This is a genomic window from Paraburkholderia podalyriae (assembly GCF_014397785.1).
GTDB lineage: Bacteria > Pseudomonadota > Gammaproteobacteria > Burkholderiales > Burkholderiaceae > Paraburkholderia > Paraburkholderia podalyriae.
The window spans coordinates 26,204-43,233 of the sequence record NZ_VZQQ01000022.1; the positions used below are offsets into that span (position 1 = coordinate 26,204).

Here is a 17,030-nt window from a genome sequence, read left to right on the forward strand (position 1 = left end):
GGGCATCGCCAGCGGTCCGGTTCTCAATACGGCGCGTTACAGCAAAGAAAATCGCCTGACGATCCATCGTACATGGTTATTTCAATCATCTTCCACGCCTTCTGGTCGGCGCCCACGTTTTATACTTGGCTCTTTGCACGACTCTCATTCATGTCCCGGCCCTTCCTTTCCCGTTCGCCCGCCGTCGTGCGTCGCGCGAAACGCCTGTGGCGGCAATACGGTATCTTCTGGCTCGGTGCGATCGCCGTCGGTCTGGTCGCGGTGCTCTATGCGCGTCTGATCGACTGGGGGTATGACGCGTTTCTCGACGTCCAGCATCGGTACGCGTGGGCGCCGCTCATCATCACACCCGCGGTCGCCGCGCTCGCGGTCTGGCTCACGCGCAAGTTCTTTCGCGGCTCAGAGGGCAGCGGCATCCCGCAGGTGATCGCGACGCTGCACACGAAGCAGCGCGGGTACGGCACGCGGCTGCTGTCGCTGCGGCTTCTGCTCGGCAAGATCGGCGTGTCGTTTCTCGCGATTCTCGGCGGCTTCACGATCGGCCGCGAAGGACCGACCGTGCAGGTCGGCGCCGCGCTGATGTTCAATTTGCGCCGGTTCTATCCGCGCTCGAATGCGCAGATCGAGCGGCAGCTCGCGTTGGCGGGCGCGGCAGCGGGTTTATCGGCGGCGTTCAATACACCGCTCGCGGGCGTCGTGTTCGCGATCGAGGAATTGACGCGCAGCTTCGAGGCTCGCACGAGCGGCGTGCTGATCACGGCGATCATCGTCGCGGGCGTGGTCGCGCTTGGCCTGAACGGCAACTACACGTATTTCGGCACGATCCAGATCGGCGCGCATTTTCCCGATCTGCTCGCCGTCGCGGTGGTGCTCACCGCGAACGTCACGGGAATCGCGGGCGGCGTATTCGGCTGGCTGCTGCTCAATACCGCGCGCTGGATTCCGGCGCCGCTGCGTCAGTTGCATGGCGAGCGGCCGGTCGTGTTCGCCGCGCTGTGCGGCTTCACGATCGCGGTGGTCGGCGTGATCTCGGGCGGCACGACGTTCGGCAGCGGCTATACGGAAGCGCGCGGCCTGCTCGAGGGACACGAGCAATTGTCGGTGTTCTATCCGTTCCTGAAGATGATCGCGATGGTCGGCTCGTACCTGCCCGGCATTCCGGGCGGCATCTTCGCGCCGTCGCTGTCGATTGGCGCGGGCTTCGGCAATCTGCTGCACATGGTGTTCGATTCGATGCAATTGCCGATGCTGATCGCGCTCGCGATGGTCGGCTATCTGGCCGCGGTCACGCAGTCGCCGATCACGTCGTTCGTGATCGTGATGGAGATGATCGACGGCCACGCGCTGGTGATTTCGCTGATGGCCACCGCGTTGATCGCGAGCCGCGTGTCGCGCCTGTTCGCGCCGCCGCTTTATGAGTCGCTCGCCAAGCGCTACATGGCGCCGCTGCCACAGCCCGCGCCCGCGCCAGTGCCGGAAGTGCCCGAGGTCGAGGCGCCTGAAGCGGAAAGCGAGGACGGCGAGCCGCGCGCCGACGATGCCGCAGACGGCATCAAGACGGATACCTCCGACTCGCCGCGTCAGTAGACGACCACGCGCGGCGCATGCACATACGGCGGCCGCGCCGGCACGACGACGCAGCCGGCCAGCATCACCGCCAGGGCGGCGAGCGCGAGCAGAATCTTTTTATGCGGCGTAACCGGTTAAATGCGCGAGGGCGACGCTAGGCTGACGTTGCGCGTGTAACGGCACCGCTGGAGTGCAACGGTTCATTTCGACCGGGAAATGGCGAGCGCCGTGGAGATGCGAAGAGACGGCTTCAGACAGAAGCCAGAGAACGAGCCGAACGCCGCACGGCATCGCGTCGCTCCGACGCGACGCCATGCGACGTCCTGCACATGATGCGAGATGGACCGCGGTCCATCCGAAGCTCAGGCCTGCGGTATTTCGATCTTGACTTCGAGCACCTCGAGATCGTCCTGACGCTCGAGACTCACGCGAATGTCGTCATCGGAAATCTTCACGTACTTCGAGATCACGGCCACCAGTTCGCGTTGCAACGCAGGCAGATAATCGGCGGGCGGATGACCGCCGGCGCGCTCGTGCGCGATGATCAACTGCAGGCGTTCCTTCGCTACCGACGCGGACTTCTTTTTCTCGCCCAGCAAAAACGAAAGAATCGACATTACGTGCGCTCCCCTTACTTGGTGCCGAAGAGGCGCTGCAGCAGCCCGGGCTTCTGGTAATCGACAAAGCGAAGCGATTTCTGCTCGCCGAGGAAACGCGACACGACGTCCTTATAGGCTTCGGCCACATCGGTGCCGTCCATATGCACGGCCGGCAGACCCTGGTTCGACGCGTGCAGCACCGCTTCCGATTCCGGAATCACGCCAATCAGATCGATGCGCAGAATTTCCTGGATGTCGGTAAGCGACAGCATTTCGCCTTCGCTGACGCGCTTCGGGTTGTAGCGGGTAATCAGCAGATGCTCCTTGATCGGCTCCTTGCCTTCGATCGCGCGCTTGGTCTTCGACGACAGGATGCCGAGAATGCGATCGGAGTCGCGCACCGACGACACTTCCGGGTTCGTCACGATCAGCGCTTCGTCTGCGAAGTGCATCGCAAGCAGCGCGCCCGACTCGATACCGGCCGGCGAATCGCAGACGATGTATTCGAAGTCCATCTTGATCAGATCGTTGATGACCTTCTCGACGCCTTCCATCGTCAGCGCGTCTTTATCGCGCGTCTGCGAGGCCGGCAGGATGAACAGGTTCTCGCATTTCTTGTCTTTGATCAGCGCCTGGTTCAGATTCGCTTCGCCCTGGATCACGTTGATCAGGTCGTACACGACGCGACGCTCGCAGCCCATGATGAGGTCGAGGTTGCGCAGGCCGACGTCGAAGTCGATCACGGCGGTTTTGCTGCCGCGCAACGCGAGGGCCGACGCGAAGCTCGCGCTCGTGGTCGTCTTGCCCACGCCACCCTTGCCCGAAGTCACCACAATGATTTTTGCCATTACCCTTACCTTGTGTTCGTCAAATGCGTCAATTGATGCACGGCCCGCGTCGCCGTGAAACGCCACCTGCCGCAATCGCTCGAGGCAGCGCGCGTTTCGCGGCGCTTTACGTGAGCCGCAGCGGTTCGATCATCAGTTTTTCTTCTTCGAGCCAGATCTGCACCGGCTTGCCGAGCACGTCGGCGGGCAGAGGGTTCTCGGTCGTTCGATAGATGCCCGCGATCGAGATCAGTTCCGGTTCGAGACACGTGCAGAAGATGCGCGCGTCATGATTGCCCTGCACGCCGGCCAATGCCCGGCCGCGCAGCGGCGCGTAAATATGGATGTTGCCTTCCGCGATCACCTCGGCGCCATTGCTGACGAGACCGAGCACGACCAGATCGCCTTTTGCGTAGATGCGCTGACCGGAGCGCAGCGGCTTGTCGACCACCATCGTTTGCGGCGACGTGGCGAGGCGCACCGGCTCGGCGGCGGATGTGGAATCGGCGGCGGCCGCGGCCGTGCCGGCTGCCGCGCTGGCGGTTGCGGACGCAGTGCTCGTCCCCGGGCTCGTCTCGGTGGCAGGTGCCGTGTCCGCCGCCGTCGCGGTGCTGTCGTCATCGGTCTGCTTCGCCGGCGCGCCGCGGCGGTCGCGCGCTTCGAGCAGCGGCAATCCCAACTCCGACGCCCATCCCTGCTCCGCATTCGCGACCACGCCGACCGGACGCATGCGCACGCTGTCGAGCAGTTGCGCGATGTCGGCGAGCGGCACGCGCTCGTTGTCGGCGAGACGCCGCACGTCGATCGCGACGACGTCGTTAGCGAAGAATTCAGGGGTCGCCTCGAAGCGTCGCGTCAGTTCGGCACGCATCGAATCGAGGTCGGTCGTTTTGACCACGAACATCAGCGTGTCGACAGAGCCGCTGCGCAGTTCGAAAAAGGGCGATTTCTTGGGCGACATAGGTTCGGCAAAAAATTTTGCGTATTTTACAGGCGTACACGCGTGCGGCCACTATTTTTCCCGGGAGAATCGGTGCTCGCGCGCGGACGCAATGCGTGCCGTCGAGGCGATCGACGCGCGACGGCGCGAAAGAAATGCTGGCGGGAAAAGACCGCGATGAAGGGACGGCGAACACGAGCGGCGCGCGCGACGCGCCGCCTGGGCGATCACTGCTGAAACACCCGCGAGGTGGCCGGCACGTGCCGCACCAGCAGACTTTCCACCTGCTCGGGTGCGCGCTCGACGCGCCGATGTTCGCCGGTCGGGCCAAAGCCGAGCGCCTCGTAAAAGCGCATCCCGTTGCGGTTGGCGTCGGAGACCCAGGCGTAGATTTCCGTGGCGCCCGCATTCGCGAGCCAGCTGCTCGCGGTATCGACGAGCAACTCGCCGGCGCGCAGATGACGCACGGCCGGCGCCACCCACAATTCGCAGACGAACGCGCGCCGCGCCGCGGTGTCGTCGAAATGCGCCTCGATCAGGCCTGCCGGATGGCCCTCGGTGTAGAGGAGGAACGTACCGACGGATTGCGAAACCGCGTGGACCGCCGCGGTCGCGTCGAAACTGGCGGCATCGGCCGACAACGCGTCCTCGAGCGTCGCGCCGAAGGCATACGGCGCCTCCCGCAGCGAGGCCGTGCGGAGTTCGCGAAAAACGGCGCCCTGATCAGCGGTGATGCGGCGAACGGTCAATGACGGACTCATGCAGACGAAAACCCCTGGAAACCCTAACGCATAGCTTTAACCGAACCGGCCGGCGAGTCAAATTATTATTGACCCGAACATGCGGTCTCGCTCACGGCGCCTCATAGTCGCCAGTGCCGTCCGGCCATGGCGTCAGCAGTTCATAGCCGTCGTCGGTGACCGCGACCATGTGCTCCCATTGCGCCGACAGCGAGCGGTCTTTCGTGATCACGGTCCAGCCGTCGCGCTGCACCGACGTGCCGGCGCGGCCCGCGTTGATCATCGGCTCGATCGTGAAGACCATGCCCGGCTTCAGGCGCACACCCTGACCCGGCTGTCCGTAGTGCAGCACCTGCGGGTCCTCGTGATAGACCTTGCCGATGCCGTGCCCGCAGTAGTCGCGCACGATCGAGAAGCCCTCGCGCTGCGCGACCTTCTGGATCGCGTGGCCGACGTCGCCGAGCGTCGCGCCCGGCTTCACCTCGCGGATGCCGGCCACCATCGCCTCGTAGGTCGTGTCGATCAGCGCGCGCGCGACCGTGCTCGGCTGGCCGACGCAGTACATGCGGCTCGTGTCGCCGAAATAGCCATCCTTGATGATCGCGACGTCGATGTTGATGATGTCGCCGTCCTTCAGGACCTCGCTTCGATTCGGGATGCCGTGACACACGATATGGTTGACCGACGTGCAGACGGTCTTCGGAAAGCCCAGATAGCCGACGTTGGCCGGAATCGCTTTTTGCGTGTGGACGATGTAGTCGTTGCACAGCGCGTCGAGCTCGTCGGTGGAGACGCCTGCCTTGACGTGCTCGCCGATCATGGCCAGCACATCAGCCGCGAGGCGGCCTGCAATGCGCAGCTTCGCGAGATCGTCGGAGGTCTTGTAGGTAATGGCCATGAATTCAGTCGATGTGAGTCGCGGGGTCAAGCGCGAGATGACCCGCCGCGCCCGAGAGCCCGGCGGCCCGCAACCGCCGCTCGATCGGGCGATTTCGGGCAATTGTACAGAGGAACGCCAATGAATCCCTCGAAAACCGGCTGAAGCGGTGCACCACGACGGCATCGCCAGGATTCAGCAGGTGGGCATCGCGATCACGCAGATGGACGAGGTCACGCGGCAGAACGCGGCACTCGTCGAGAAAAGTGCGGCGGCGGCCGCGTCGCTCGCGGATCAGGCGCGAGCGTTGAGGGAGGTGATGGAGGGGTTCGGGGTGGATGAGGCGCCCGCACCCCCGCCTCGATACTCTGAAGGGAAGATTGGGCGCCGCCGTCAGGCCCGGCGACATGCCGCTCCTGGCACCGGGCAGCATTGACTACGGACGGACGGAACTGCTTGCGTCGACAGCCGCGGCCTAGTTGTCGGGATGGGCCGCCGTGAAGCTTTGGAAAGCACTGTATGACGGATTCAACGGTGAACCGTTGATCATGATGCCGTACGTCTGGTCGCCGCTGTCGAGCACGTAATACATGACGGACTGGATATTGTGCGTCTTGCGGTTCTGATAGTACTCGCCGAGCTTCGTCGAGATGTAGTTGGAACGATAGGCTTGCGTTCGGTCCGGTCCGGTGTTCCACTCGGTGACGATGAACGGCACGCCATACCGGGCCTTGCAATAGGTCGGCAGATCGAAGCCCGGCTGCGCGCCGTCCGTCCCGACGTCGAACAGATCGCCGTACACCTCGTAGTTGTGCCACGTGGTGATGTCCCAGCGCACGGTCGGGTGACCGCCGCTACCATCCGGTTGCATACCGTCCCAGAGCGCGTCCGCCGCGCCGACATCGTTCACGCAGAAGTTGATGCCGCATTTGGCGTTGGACTGAACCGACTTCACGCCGTCGATCATCCCGCGCATCACGCCGCGCATCACCGGCCAGTTCGCGTTGTTGAAGTCCGACGCCCTCGTGCCTGCAGCGGTGAAGTCGAGCACGGTGGCGTTCGTCCGCGTCAGCTCATTGCCGCATTCGTAGATCGTGACGCCATACGGCTTCAGTGCGTTCGCGATGCCCTGAGCTACCGCGTAACCCTGGCTGTAAGCGGCATTCTCGCCAGCCAGCAGGTTGCCGTTGGAGTCGTAGACGCCCTGGTTGATCAGCACGATCAGCGTCATCCCCGCCGACTGGAAAGCCTGCGCGAGTCCGACCAGCGCGTTCAACTCGTTCGACGTGTTGGTGCCGCCGACGCGATAGCTCGTGCAACCCATCCCCTTCAGGATCGACACGATCTGTTGGGGCGTGTAGGTGTAGTCGAAGTGGCCGTTCATGCCGTAGAACATGCCAGCGGGAGGTGCGATCGCGGTGCGCGGATCGTTACAGTTCAGCCAATGGCCGGCGGTGTCGGTGTTCACGTAGAACTGGCCACCCGTGCCGCAATGCCAGATCTTGCCGCCGTACCACAACACGAGCGAGACGTTGTACGTGTCGCCGACCGTCGCCCCGTTGCGGTAAATGACGCCGTTAGTCAGCGTCCAGATTGCGCCGGACTTGTCGATGATGTACGGCGAAGCGGGCAGCGAGGTGCCATCGGCTGAGGTGCCGCCGAGGCGCGGGTCGTTGCAGCCCACCCAGCCCGAGCCCGTCCATTCGTAGAACTGACCACCCGTACCTTCGTGATAAATCACGCCGCCGTAAAACAGCACGAGCGAGACGTTGAAGGTGTTGCCTGCCGCCGACCCGTTGCGGTAGACCGAACCTCCGGAAAGGGTCCAGACGTTGCCGGAGTTGTCCGTGATGGACGTGGCGGGCGGCATGGAAATGCTGTTCGGATCGCTCGTCTTCGCAGTCGGCGTTGTATTGCTCGAGGTACCGGACGCACCCGAAGCTGCAGCAGCACCGGAAGCGCCAGTCGCGGCGGCAGCCTTGCCGCTCGCGTTTGAGGATTCACCGCCGCCACCACATGCGGCCAAAAGATAACTTGCGCTGAGGGCCGTCAGGCCGCCGAGAAATTGACGTCGTTTTAACATGCGGAGTAATTCCAAATGTCGGGAAAATTCCCGATAAAAAGACCAAAAAGGATTTGCCTTGATTCGGACGGACAATAAGGATTCGTGCAAAGACAGATTTGCAGTCCTTAAAAACAGCTGTCCTGAAGTGCCTTGAACGCACGTTTGTGATGTCCGATTGAACCGATGCTCGCGAAGGTGCTTCTCGCGGTGGTCCAGATTGACAGGGCCGGGTGCGTGTCGGATCGCGATTGTTTGCCCCGCGAACCTTTTACCGATTGCTGCCGCAGATGTCGTTCTTAGGAAAATTCTTCCCGTAAAAGCTGCTGACGGCGTAAATCGTACCCTGAATGAATGACTGAGCCCAACTAAAAATCGTATTTATTTGTAAAAAAAGGCAGATCTTGCCGAGACCTGTGGGGTCGGCGAAGATTCGCACTTTCAGAAGTCGATCAGGGGGCAGGTCGCCCGAAAATTTTCGTACTTCGACCCCCAATAGCACGGGACCGCCAAGCTCCTGGTATGTCCGGCATATGAATAGGGGGACAGTGCAGCAGGTATTGCTTAAGGTATTTGTATGGAAACAGAATAAAAATGAACGCGAGCAACGAATTAGCTCGCGTACACAAAATCGAAACAATGGATTTCGCCAATAGAAATGATGCTTGAACAACCTCGTATTGCCCTGGCAAAGCAATACAGTAACTTAAAGCAAAAAACCCCTTGATCTCGGTGAAATCAAGGGGTTTTCAGAATTTGGCGGAAAGGGTGAGATTCGAACTCACGGTACCCCTAAAGGTACACTGGATTTCGAGTCCAGCGCATTCGACCACTCTGCCACCTTTCCGGGTATCCCAACTTGCTACCGCTTCGTCGGATCCAAGCGGGCCGCTGCTTGGGAGAACAAGATTATAGAACAGCTCGAATTAATTTTCCAAGCCCCTCCGCAAAAAACTTCTAAGTTCTTTCTCGGAGCCTGGACGCCGGCACCTCCAGTCGCTCCACGCCGCCGAGGTAAGGCCGCAGTGCCGGCGGCACCGCCACCGAGCCATCGACGTTCTGGAAGTTCTCGAGCACCGCGACGAGCGTGCGCCCCACCGCGAGCCCCGAGCCGTTCAGTGTATGCACGAGTTCAGGCTTGCCCTGCGCGTTGCGGAAACGCGCCTGCATGCGTCGCGCCTGGAACGACTCGGTATTCGAACAGCTCGAAATCTCGCGATACGTGTTCTGCGCGGGCAACCACACTTCGAGGTCGTAGGTCTTTGCGGCAGAGAAGCCCATGTCACCGGTGCACAGCGTGATTACGCGATACGGCAGTTCGAGCTTCTGCAGAATCGCCTCGGCATGGCCGACCATCTGCTCGAGCGCATCGTACGATGCGTCCGGCGCAACGACCTGCACCATCTCGACCTTGTCGAACTGATGCTGGCGGATCATGCCACGCGTGTCGCGACCATACGAGCCCGCTTCCGAGCGGAAACACGGCGAATGCGCGGTCAGCTTGATCGGCAGCGCGTCCGCTTCGACGATGCTCTCCCGCACCGTGTTGGTCAGCGATATTTCCGAAGTGGAGATCAGGTACTGCGTGACCGTGTGTTCGCCGCCGCCCTTTTCGACGCGGAACATGTCGTCCGCGAACTTCGGCAGCTGGCCGGTACCGTACAGGATGTCCGGATTGACGATGTACGGCGTGTAGATCTCGCTATAGCCGTGCTGCTGCGTGTGCGTGTCGATCATGAATTGCGCAAGCGCGCGATGCAGCCGCGCAATCTGGCCGCGCAGCACCGTGAAGCGCGCGCCCGACAGCTTTGCGCCGGTCTCGAAATCGAGACCGAGCGGCGTGCCGACGTCGACGTGATCCTTGACCTCGAAGTCGAACTGACGCGGCGTGCCCCAGCGGCGCACTTCGACGTTGCCGGTTTCGTCGTTGCCGACCGGCACGCTTTCGTGCGCGAGGTTCGGCACGCCGAGCAGCAGATCCGACAGACGCTTCTGGATCTCTTCGAGCTTGACCGCCGACGCCTTCATCTCGTCGCCGATGCCGCCGACTTCGGCCATCACCGCCGACGTGTCTTCGCCGCGCCCTTTCATCGCGCCGATCTGCTTCGACAGGCTGTTGCGGCGCGCCTGCAGTTCTTCGGTACGGGTCTGAGTATCGCGGCGTTCCGCTTCGAGCGCGGTAAAGGCCGCGACGTCGAGGGTATAGCCGCGGTCGGCGAGGCGTTTCGCGACGCCGTCGAGGTCTTTGCGCAGCAACTGGATGTCGAGCATGGGATGGGACGGATGTTCGTTGTATGAAAACGCGATTTTAGCGCACCGGCAAAGGCGAAACGCCTCAAGCCTTCTTCGGCTTGTTTTCGACGCGCCACCGGGCATCGAGCTCGGCAAGGCGCGCGAGCTTATCGCCGATCTTGCCTTCGAGACCACGCGGTGTCGGCTCGTACCAATGCGGCTCGCGCATGCCGTCCGGCAGATAGGTCTCGCCGGCCGCGTACGCATCGGGTTCGTCGTGCGCATAGCGGTAGTCGTGGCCGTAGCCGAGTTCCTTCATCAGCTTCGTCGGCGCGTTGCGCAGATGCACCGGCACCGCGCGCGACTGATCCTTGCCGACGAAGCGCCGCGCCTCGTTGTACGCGTTGTACCCGGCGTTCGATTTCGGCGCGACCGCCAGATAGATGATCGCCTGTGCGAGCGCGAGTTCGCCTTCGGGCGAGCCCAGACGCTCGTAGGTTTCGGCGGCGTCGAGCGTGATGCGCGCGGCGCGCGGGTCGGCGAGGCCGATGTCTTCCCACGCCATACGCACGATGCGCCGCGCGAGGTAGCGCGGGTCCGCGCCGCCGTCGAGCATGCGGCAAAACCAGTACAGCGCGCCGTCTGGATTGCTGCCGCGCACGGATTTATGCAGCGCGCTGATCTGGTCGTAGAACGCATCGCCGCCCTTGTCGAAGCGGCGCAGATTTTCCGCAAGCGCGCTGCCTAATAACGCGCCGTCGATTTCAGTCGTCTTCTGTTGGGCCGCCGCGCGCGCGACGATCTCGAGGTTGTTCAGCAGCTTGCGGCCGTCACCGTCGGCGGAGCCGATCAGCGCGGCGCGCGCTTCATCGGTGAACGTGAGGCCGCCGAGCTCCTTCTGCGCGCGCTCGAGCAACTCGCGCTGTTCGTCGTCGGTCAGGCTCTTCAGCACGTAGACCGCGGCGCGCGACAGCAGCGCGCTATTGACCTCGAACGACGGGTTCTCGGTCGTCGCGCCGACGAACACGAACAGGCCCGACTCCACGTGCGGCAAGAACGCGTCTTGCTGGCTCTTGTTGAAGCGATGCACTTCGTCGACGAACACCAGCGTCTGATGGCCGTTCGCGCGATGGATCTGCGCGGTCTCAACCGCCTCGCGGATATCCTTCACGCCCGACAGCACCGCGGACAACGCGATGAACTGTGCGTGAAACGCATCGGCCATCAGCCGCGCGAGTGTGGTCTTGCCGACGCCGGGCGGGCCCCACAGAATCATCGAATGGGCCTCGCCCGATTCGAACGCGACCCTGAGCGGCTTGTTCGGACCGAGCAGATGCGTCTGGCCGATCACTTCGTCGATATTGCGTGGCCGCAGGCGTTCGGCGAGCGGAACATTGGCACGGGTTTCTTCAAACATGACGTTTTGGGGATAATCTCGGCTTTCCGGTCGCGCGCCGCTGCCGAGCGACGCTTCGCGGCACATGCGCAAAGGCCGCGCACGGCCGCAGGCACAGGCACGAACGCGAACAACGTCCTGCATTATGACAGTGACGGCGGCGGCGCGATGGCCGACCCGGCGCGCTGGTTGCGCACGACGCGCGCGCAGCGCAAACAATCACAGCAAAAGAGCTCACAGCACCACCGAGAGGGAACCCACTTCAGATGGCTCAAGATTCTGTCGCCGGCAACGCCGGCTCCACCTACGCGCCGCTTACGCCGGTGCCCGACGTGCGCCGCGCGTTCCGTACCGGCGATGCGTTCGCGCTGTGGTTCTCGCTCGGCATCGGGCTGCTCGTCGCCCAGGCGGGCGCGCTGCTGGTGCCGGGGCTGTCGCTGCCGCATGCGCTCGTCGCGATCGTGCTCGGCAGCGTGATCGGCGTCGTGCTGCTCGCGCTCGCGGGCGTAATCGGCACCGACACCGGGCTCGCGGCGATGTCGTCGCTGCGTCCGACGCTCGGTGTGCGCGGCGCATCAGTGCCGGCCGTGCTGAACATGGTGCAACTGGTCGGCTGGGGCTCGTTCGAGGTGATCGTGATGCGCGATTCCGCCGATGCGCTCGCGAAACAGGCGTTTGGCCTGTCGATGCCGCTCGTGTGGACCGTGATCTTCGGCCTGCTCGCGACGCTGCTGGCGATCAGCGGCCCGCTGTCGTTCGTGCGGCGCTTTCTGCGCAAATGGGGGATCTGGCTGTTGCTCGCGGGCGCCGCGTGGCTCACGTGGAACCTGCTCGCGCGCCACAATCTCGCGGACCTGATGCATCGTCCGGGCACCGGCGAGATGTCGTTCGGCGGCGCGGTCGACCTCGTGGTCGCGATGCCGCTGTCGTGGCTGCCGTTGATCGCCGACTACACGCGCTTCGGCCGCCGCGCCGGCGAGACGTTCCGCGGCACGCTGTATGGCTACGGCATCGCGAACATCTGGTTCTATGCGCTCGGCGCGGTCTATGGCCTCACGGCCGGCGGCGGCGATGCGCTGCTGACCGGCGCGCTCGCGCAAGCGGGCGGCGGCTTTGCGCTGCTGCTGATCCTGATCGACGAGATCGACAATGCGTTCGCCGACATCCACTCGGCCGCGGTGTCGACTGGCACGTTCTGGACGCGTGCGAGCGTGCCGTTGCTGTCGGCCGCGTTCGGCGCACTCTGCACGCTGATCGCGCTGCTCGTGCCGATGACGAAGTATCAGAACTTCCTGCTGCTGATCGGCTCGGTGTTCGCACCACTGTTCGGCGTCGTGCTGATGGATCACTTCATCGTGCGCAAGCGCCGCATCGACGCCGCGGTGCTTGCCGATGTGCGCGGCCGCTACGGCTTCTCGGGTGGCTGGCACCTGAGCGCGTTCGTCGCGTGGGCGATCGGCATCGCTTCATACCAGGTGATCAATCAATGGCTGCCGAATCTCGGCGCGACGCTGCCGTCGCTCGCGATCGGCGCGGTGTGCTACTGCGTGTTCGTATCGGCGCGCAAGACCGCGTATGCGTGAGCGCGTTGTCCTGAGCGCGTCGCTTTAGACGCAGATGCCAGAAAATATAAAAGACCTGCAATGCGAATGCAGGTCTTTTTTATGACCGCCGATCGCCGACCGCCAACGAGACATTATCGCTACGATTTTTCGGAAAAGTTTGCAAACTTGCAAAGCGAATTAATAACGGCGGGTAAGCGTGCGGTTGCTCAGAACCCACATAATGGGCTGTTACATGCGTCAAAAATCTCGTGGCGTTATTGCCGTTCATGCGAAACCGCCGGCACATCGGCGAAACGTGCAAGCGCGCGATTGCCTTCCCGATGGGCTTCGGCCTCATCGATAAAGGTTTTTTCGCTATATGCAACGACCTTGAAACCACTTCCTGCCGACCTTGGAACCGTGATTCCCCAATGCCATCCGCCCTCCTGTTCGAACACATGGAGGGACGGGGACACGCGCGAATCGTGTGAAGAAGACAATCTCATGACATGCCTCACCTTTCCAGACATCCGAAGCGACAACCAGCTTCGACCAGTTTAGGCGTTATTTTGTTGCGCCGCAGCAAAAAATTGTTAGAGAGTGTTTACCAAATCTTTGGAAATGATCGATGTGCTAACTCGAGCCCATCAGCGATGCCCATGCTTCTAGTCTCGCACTAAATCATTACATCTGCCGGCGAGGCGATTTCGCGTTCGGCGCGCGCATCTTTAGCAATCCATGCGCCACGCGCAGAGCGAAATAAAAAGCCGCACTCGACGAGTGCGGCTTTGCGGGCCCTTGCGAAGACGCTGCGCGTCGACGCCTACACGCGATTTATCCGTTAATCACATCCGCGCCCTTCGGCACCGTGAACTTGAATGCATCGGGCGGCAGTGGCGGATTTTTCAGAATGTTCGAGAACGTCAGCAGCGTCACGTTGCCGAACACGTCGTGCAATTCCATCGCTTCGAGATTGCCTTCCTTGAAGCCGATGCCTACGCGTTCGAACTGCGTGTCCTTCGCCTTCGGCGTCAGTTCGAGCCAGTCGATGCCGGCCTTCACGCCCGCGTCGCGCAGCGTGAAGTTCTTGTCCAGATCGTTGCTGCCGAACAGGATCGCCGCTGGGCTCGCGCCGAGCGCATTGCCGAGCGCGCGCACCGTGACCTGGTTCAGATCCTTGTCGTAGACGTAAAGCTTGTCACCGTCCGCCTGCAGCAATTGCGAGTAGGGCTTCTCGTATTGCCAGATAAACTTACCGGGTCGCGCGAACATGAAGGTGCCGCTCGACGTGGTCGGCTTGCCTGGGTTCGCGGTGGACAGCGCGCCGCTCGCGCCCGGCGCCTTGCTCGGCGCGCGCACTTCCTGCTGCACGAAGGTGCCGCGCGCCGAATGGACCTGTGCGACGAATGCCTTCAGTTGCTCGGTGCCGCTCGCGAACGCATGCGAGGCGACCAGCAGCGACGCACCGATCGCGACACTGCCCGCAGTGTGCGCGAGCTTGCCCGCGAGCCGACCGAGGCGGCCCATTTGACGCTCTCGGGCATGCTGCTGCGCGATTGCTTGCATAGGTTTTTCTCCGTTGATTGAATTCGGTGGTGAGCCGCGCCGGGTCAATGCACTCGTTAGACACAAAGTGACTGGCCCGGCATCGAGTCGCAATGGTGCACACGACGGTGCACGCGATGGCTGCTATGGCTACGGCTATTCCGCCTCGCGCGCCGGCGCCAGAATCTCGCGATTGCCGTTCGACGACATCGCCGACACTACGCCCGAATTCTCCATCTGTTCCAGCAGACGCGCCGCCCGGTTGTAGCCGATGCGCAGGTGCCGCTGCACGAGTGAAATCGACGCGCGGCGATTCTTCAGCACGACATCGACCGCCTGGTCGTATAACGGGTCCGACTCGCCTTCGGTGGACGCGGTTCCCGCCGAGCCTTCGTCGCCCTCGCCGCTCACGCCGCCTTCGAGAATGCCCTCGATGTAATTCGGCTCGCCCTGCTCCTTGAGCTTGTCGACGACGCGATGCACTTCATCATCCGACACGAACGCGCCGTGCACGCGCACCGGCAAACCGCTGCCCGGCGGCAAATACAGCATGTCGCCCATGCCGAGCAACGACTCGGCGCCCTGCTGGTCGAGAATCGTGCGCGAGTCGATCTTCGACGATACCTGGAACGCCATGCGCGTCGGCACGTTGGCCTTGATCAGGCCGGTGATCACGTCGACCGACGGACGCTGCGTCGCGAGAATCAGGTGAATACCCGCCGCGCGCGCCTTCTGCGCGATCCGCGCGATCAGCTCTTCGACCTTCTTGCCGACCACCATCATCAGGTCGGCCAGTTCGTCGATGACGATCACGATGTTCGGCAAACGCGTCAGCGGTTCCGGATCGTCCGGCGTCAAGCTGAACGGATTCGGCAACTTCTCTTCGCGCTTGGCCGCTTCGTCGATCTTGTTGTTGTAGCCGGCGAGGTTACGCACGCCGACCTTGCTCATCAGCTTGTAGCGGCGCTCCATTTCGGCGACCGCCCAGTTCAGCGCATGGCCCGCCTGCCGCATGTCGGTGACGACCGGACACAGCAGATGCGGAATGCCTTCGTAGACGCTCATTTCGAGCATCTTCGGATCGATCAGGATCATGCGTACCTGCTCGGCGCTCGCCTTGTACAGCAGCGACAGGATCATCGCGTTGATACCTACCGACTTGCCCGAACCGGTCGTGCCGGCGACGAGCAGGTGCGGCATCTTCGCGAGGTCCGCGCACACCGGCTTGCCGCCGATGTCCTTGCCGAGACCCATCGTGAGCGGCGACGCGGCATCCGCATACACGGCCGAGCCGAGAATTTCGGAAAGGCTCACGGTCTGACGGCGCTGGTTCGGCAGCTCCAACGCCATGTAGTTCTTACCCGGAATCGTTTCGACGACGCGGATCGACACGAGCGACAGCGAACGCGCGAGGTCCTTCGCGAGATTGACGATCTGGCTGCCCTTGACACCCGTGGCCGGCTCGATTTCGTAGCGCGTGACGACGGGACCCGGATACGCGGCGACCACGCTCACATCGACACCGAAATCCTTCAGCTTCTTCTCGATCAGACGCGACGTGAATTCGAGCGTGTCTGCAGAGATGGTTTCCTGCGCAGCGGGCGCGGGATCGAGCAGCGAGATGGGCGGCAGCGTTGAGTCGCCAGGCAGATCGGTGAAGAGCGGAACCTGGCGCTCCTTTTCGACGCGCTCCGACTTCGCCGGCGTGACGAGAGGCGGCACGATCATCACGGGCTCGTGCTCCTCGATGCGCACACGGCCCTTTTCGACCTTGCCTTCGCGCTTCACGGCGGCCGCTTCGCCGAGCTTGCGATCACGCCCGGCCTCGCGGCGCAGCTTCGCGAACGTCACCGCCGAAATGATCGACTCGCCGACCTTCTCCGCGACCGACAGCCACGAAAAGCGGAAATACAGCGACAGCCCGATCGCGAGACCGAGCAACAGCGCGAGCGTGCCGCCGGTGAAGCCGAGCGCATGCGATATTCCGCGCGCCACAGCCTCGCCGATCACGCCGCCAGGCGCGCGTGGCAACTGCACTTTCAGCGACCACATGCGTAGCGCCTCGAGGCCGTTGCACGACAGCAGCACGAGCATGAACGCGAACGCGTCCGCGAGCCAGCTCACGCCACGCGGCGCGCCGTCGCCCCGCGGCTCTTCGTTGCGGGTGATGCGCTTGTAGTTCGCGGAGATGTGGCGGCCGAGCAGCACGATCCACCAGTAGGCGGACAGGCCGAACAGCAGCAGCAGAATGTCGGAGGTCCACGCGCCGACGCGGCCCGCCCAGTTCGAGATATGGTCGACCTGCGCGGCGTGGGTCCAGCTCGGATCGTGCCTGCTGTAGCTGACGAGCGACATCAGAAGGAAGACGCCGAGGGCCACCTGCAGAATCCAGCGGATTTCGGTGAAGAGGCGCGACATGCGGTGCGGCAATGCCTGCGCGCTCGCGGTATAAGGAGCTTTTGCCATTGATCCTGTTGCCTGGGGTAGCCGGTTCAGGCTGAAACTGCCGCCGGGAACGCGGCTCGAGCCTCGCCGCGCGCGGCTTCGGGCCCGATCCCGGCTACCGGAAACTTCGATCCGGGCTATTGTAAACGCTGTGCCCCGCGCGAGGCTGTAAATGACGGTAACCTGGCTGTTTGGCCACAGATGCATGCGCGAGGCGCGCTGAATTCGTCGTATTGCGCCGCCTGCCCGCGCCG

Annotated in this window: 14 protein-coding genes and 1 tRNA gene; 3 read left to right on the forward strand and 12 right to left on the reverse strand. The window is 63.0% G+C overall.

Annotated features, from left to right (window positions below):
- Positions 1-150: 150 nt before the first annotated feature.
- The gene (locus F6X42_RS24090) at positions 151-1,587 is read left to right on the forward strand and encodes a chloride channel protein (RefSeq protein WP_187636596.1); all 1,437 of its coding nucleotides are present in this window, start codon (positions 151-153) and stop codon (positions 1,585-1,587) included.
- A 344-nt stretch (positions 1,588-1,931) separates the two neighbouring features.
- Here the strand turns inward: F6X42_RS24090 and minE are convergent, their stop codons facing one another.
- From minE to F6X42_RS24125, 7 genes are all read right to left on the reverse strand, one after another.
- Positions 1,932-2,186, reverse strand: a complete 255-nt coding sequence (gene minE, locus F6X42_RS24095; RefSeq protein WP_090542927.1) for a cell division topological specificity factor MinE — start codon at positions 2,184-2,186, stop codon at positions 1,932-1,934.
- A gap of 14 nt (positions 2,187-2,200) precedes the next feature.
- Positions 2,201-3,016 carry a septum site-determining protein MinD gene (gene minD / locus F6X42_RS24100; RefSeq protein ID WP_187613482.1) on the reverse strand — a complete coding sequence of 272 codons (816 nt, stop codon included), beginning with the start codon at positions 3,014-3,016 and terminating at the stop codon, positions 2,201-2,203.
- A gap of 106 nt (positions 3,017-3,122) precedes the next feature.
- Positions 3,123-3,956, reverse strand: coding sequence for a septum site-determining protein MinC (minC, locus tag F6X42_RS24105; RefSeq protein ID WP_187636597.1), 834 nt, complete (start codon positions 3,954-3,956; stop codon positions 3,123-3,125).
- Between the two features lie 206 nt (positions 3,957-4,162).
- Complete coding sequence (locus tag F6X42_RS24110) at positions 4,163-4,696, reverse strand: GNAT family N-acetyltransferase (RefSeq protein ID WP_187636598.1); 534 nt, start codon at positions 4,694-4,696, stop codon at positions 4,163-4,165.
- A 91-nt stretch (positions 4,697-4,787) separates the two neighbouring features.
- Positions 4,788-5,573 carry a type I methionyl aminopeptidase gene (gene map, locus F6X42_RS24115; RefSeq protein ID WP_187636599.1) on the reverse strand — a complete coding sequence of 262 codons (786 nt, stop codon included), beginning with the start codon at positions 5,571-5,573 and terminating at the stop codon, positions 4,788-4,790.
- 4 nt (positions 5,574-5,577) lie between these two features.
- The gene (locus tag F6X42_RS24120; protein ID WP_187636600.1) at positions 5,578-5,961 is read right to left on the reverse strand and encodes a hypothetical protein; all 384 of its coding nucleotides are present in this window, start codon (positions 5,959-5,961) and stop codon (positions 5,578-5,580) included.
- 66 nt (positions 5,962-6,027) lie between these two features.
- A complete protein-coding gene (locus F6X42_RS24125) occupies positions 6,028-7,422 on the reverse strand; it encodes a hypothetical protein (RefSeq protein ID WP_246530202.1) in 1,395 nt (464 codons plus the stop codon).
- On the opposite strand from F6X42_RS24125, the gene F6X42_RS44175 reads away from it, so the two are divergent.
- Complete coding sequence (locus F6X42_RS44175) at positions 7,421-7,585, forward strand: hypothetical protein (RefSeq protein WP_246530203.1); 165 nt, start codon at positions 7,421-7,423, stop codon at positions 7,583-7,585. The two genes, F6X42_RS24125 and F6X42_RS44175, sit on opposite strands and share 2 nt — an antisense overlap.
- Positions 7,586-8,371: 786 nt before the next feature.
- On the opposite strand, the gene F6X42_RS24130 is transcribed toward F6X42_RS44175, so the two are convergent.
- From F6X42_RS24130 to F6X42_RS24140, 3 genes are all read right to left on the reverse strand, one after another.
- Positions 8,372-8,461, reverse strand: a tRNA-Ser gene (locus F6X42_RS24130).
- A gap of 110 nt (positions 8,462-8,571) precedes the next feature.
- Positions 8,572-9,885: a serine--tRNA ligase gene (gene serS / locus F6X42_RS24135; protein WP_187636602.1), complete on the reverse strand. Its 1,314-nt coding sequence runs from the start codon at positions 9,883-9,885 to the stop codon at positions 8,572-8,574.
- Positions 9,886-9,949: 64 nt separating this feature from the next.
- The gene (locus tag F6X42_RS24140) at positions 9,950-11,263 is read right to left on the reverse strand and encodes a replication-associated recombination protein A (RefSeq protein WP_187636603.1); all 1,314 of its coding nucleotides are present in this window, start codon (positions 11,261-11,263) and stop codon (positions 9,950-9,952) included.
- A gap of 245 nt (positions 11,264-11,508) precedes the next feature.
- Here F6X42_RS24140 and cytX point away from each other — a divergent pair, with 245 nt between their 5' ends.
- On the forward strand, positions 11,509-12,825 hold the full coding sequence (gene cytX, locus F6X42_RS24145) for a putative hydroxymethylpyrimidine transporter CytX (RefSeq protein WP_187636604.1): 1,317 nt from the start codon (positions 11,509-11,511) through the stop codon (positions 12,823-12,825).
- 795 nt (positions 12,826-13,620) lie between these two features.
- Here the strand turns inward: cytX and lolA are convergent.
- Positions 13,621-14,352, reverse strand: coding sequence for an outer membrane lipoprotein chaperone LolA (gene lolA, locus F6X42_RS24150; protein WP_187636605.1), 732 nt, complete (start codon positions 14,350-14,352; stop codon positions 13,621-13,623).
- 135 nt (positions 14,353-14,487) lie between these two features.
- Positions 14,488-16,797, reverse strand: coding sequence for a DNA translocase FtsK (locus tag F6X42_RS24155; RefSeq protein ID WP_187636606.1), 2,310 nt, complete (start codon positions 16,795-16,797; stop codon positions 14,488-14,490).
- Positions 16,798-17,030: the final 233 nt, after the last annotated feature.

What these genes read in the sequence shown, in the direction of transcription:
- F6X42_RS24090 (WP_187636596.1), top strand. Translation starts at nt 151, where the DNA reads ATGTCCCGGCCCTTCCTTTCCCGTTCGCCCGCCGTCGTGCGTCGCGCG.
- minE (WP_090542927.1), bottom strand. Translation starts at nt 2,186, where the DNA reads ATGTCGATTCTTTCGTTTTTGCTGGGCGAGAAAAAGAAGTCCGCGTCG.
- minD (WP_187613482.1), bottom strand. Translation starts at nt 3,016, where the DNA reads ATGGCAAAAATCATTGTGGTGACTTCGGGCAAGGGTGGCGTGGGCAAG.
- minC (WP_187636597.1), bottom strand. Translation starts at nt 3,956, where the DNA reads ATGTCGCCCAAGAAATCGCCCTTTTTCGAACTGCGCAGCGGCTCTGTC.
- F6X42_RS24110 (WP_187636598.1), bottom strand. Translation starts at nt 4,696, where the DNA reads ATGAGTCCGTCATTGACCGTTCGCCGCATCACCGCTGATCAGGGCGCC.
- map (WP_187636599.1), bottom strand. Translation starts at nt 5,573, where the DNA reads ATGGCCATTACCTACAAGACCTCCGACGATCTCGCGAAGCTGCGCATT.
- F6X42_RS24120 (WP_187636600.1), bottom strand. Translation starts at nt 5,961, where the DNA reads ATGTCGCCGGGCCTGACGGCGGCGCCCAATCTTCCCTTCAGAGTATCG.
- F6X42_RS44175 (WP_246530203.1), top strand. Translation starts at nt 7,421, where the DNA reads ATGGAAATGCTGTTCGGATCGCTCGTCTTCGCAGTCGGCGTTGTATTG.
- F6X42_RS24125 (WP_246530202.1), bottom strand. Translation starts at nt 7,422, where the DNA reads ATGCCGCCCGCCACGTCCATCACGGACAACTCCGGCAACGTCTGGACC.
- serS (WP_187636602.1), bottom strand. Translation starts at nt 9,885, where the DNA reads ATGCTCGACATCCAGTTGCTGCGCAAAGACCTCGACGGCGTCGCGAAA.
- F6X42_RS24140 (WP_187636603.1), bottom strand. Translation starts at nt 11,263, where the DNA reads ATGTTTGAAGAAACCCGTGCCAATGTTCCGCTCGCCGAACGCCTGCGG.
- cytX (WP_187636604.1), top strand. Translation starts at nt 11,509, where the DNA reads ATGGCTCAAGATTCTGTCGCCGGCAACGCCGGCTCCACCTACGCGCCG.
- lolA (WP_187636605.1), bottom strand. Translation starts at nt 14,352, where the DNA reads ATGCAAGCAATCGCGCAGCAGCATGCCCGAGAGCGTCAAATGGGCCGC.
- F6X42_RS24155 (WP_187636606.1), bottom strand. Translation starts at nt 16,797, where the DNA reads ATGGCAAAAGCTCCTTATACCGCGAGCGCGCAGGCATTGCCGCACCGC.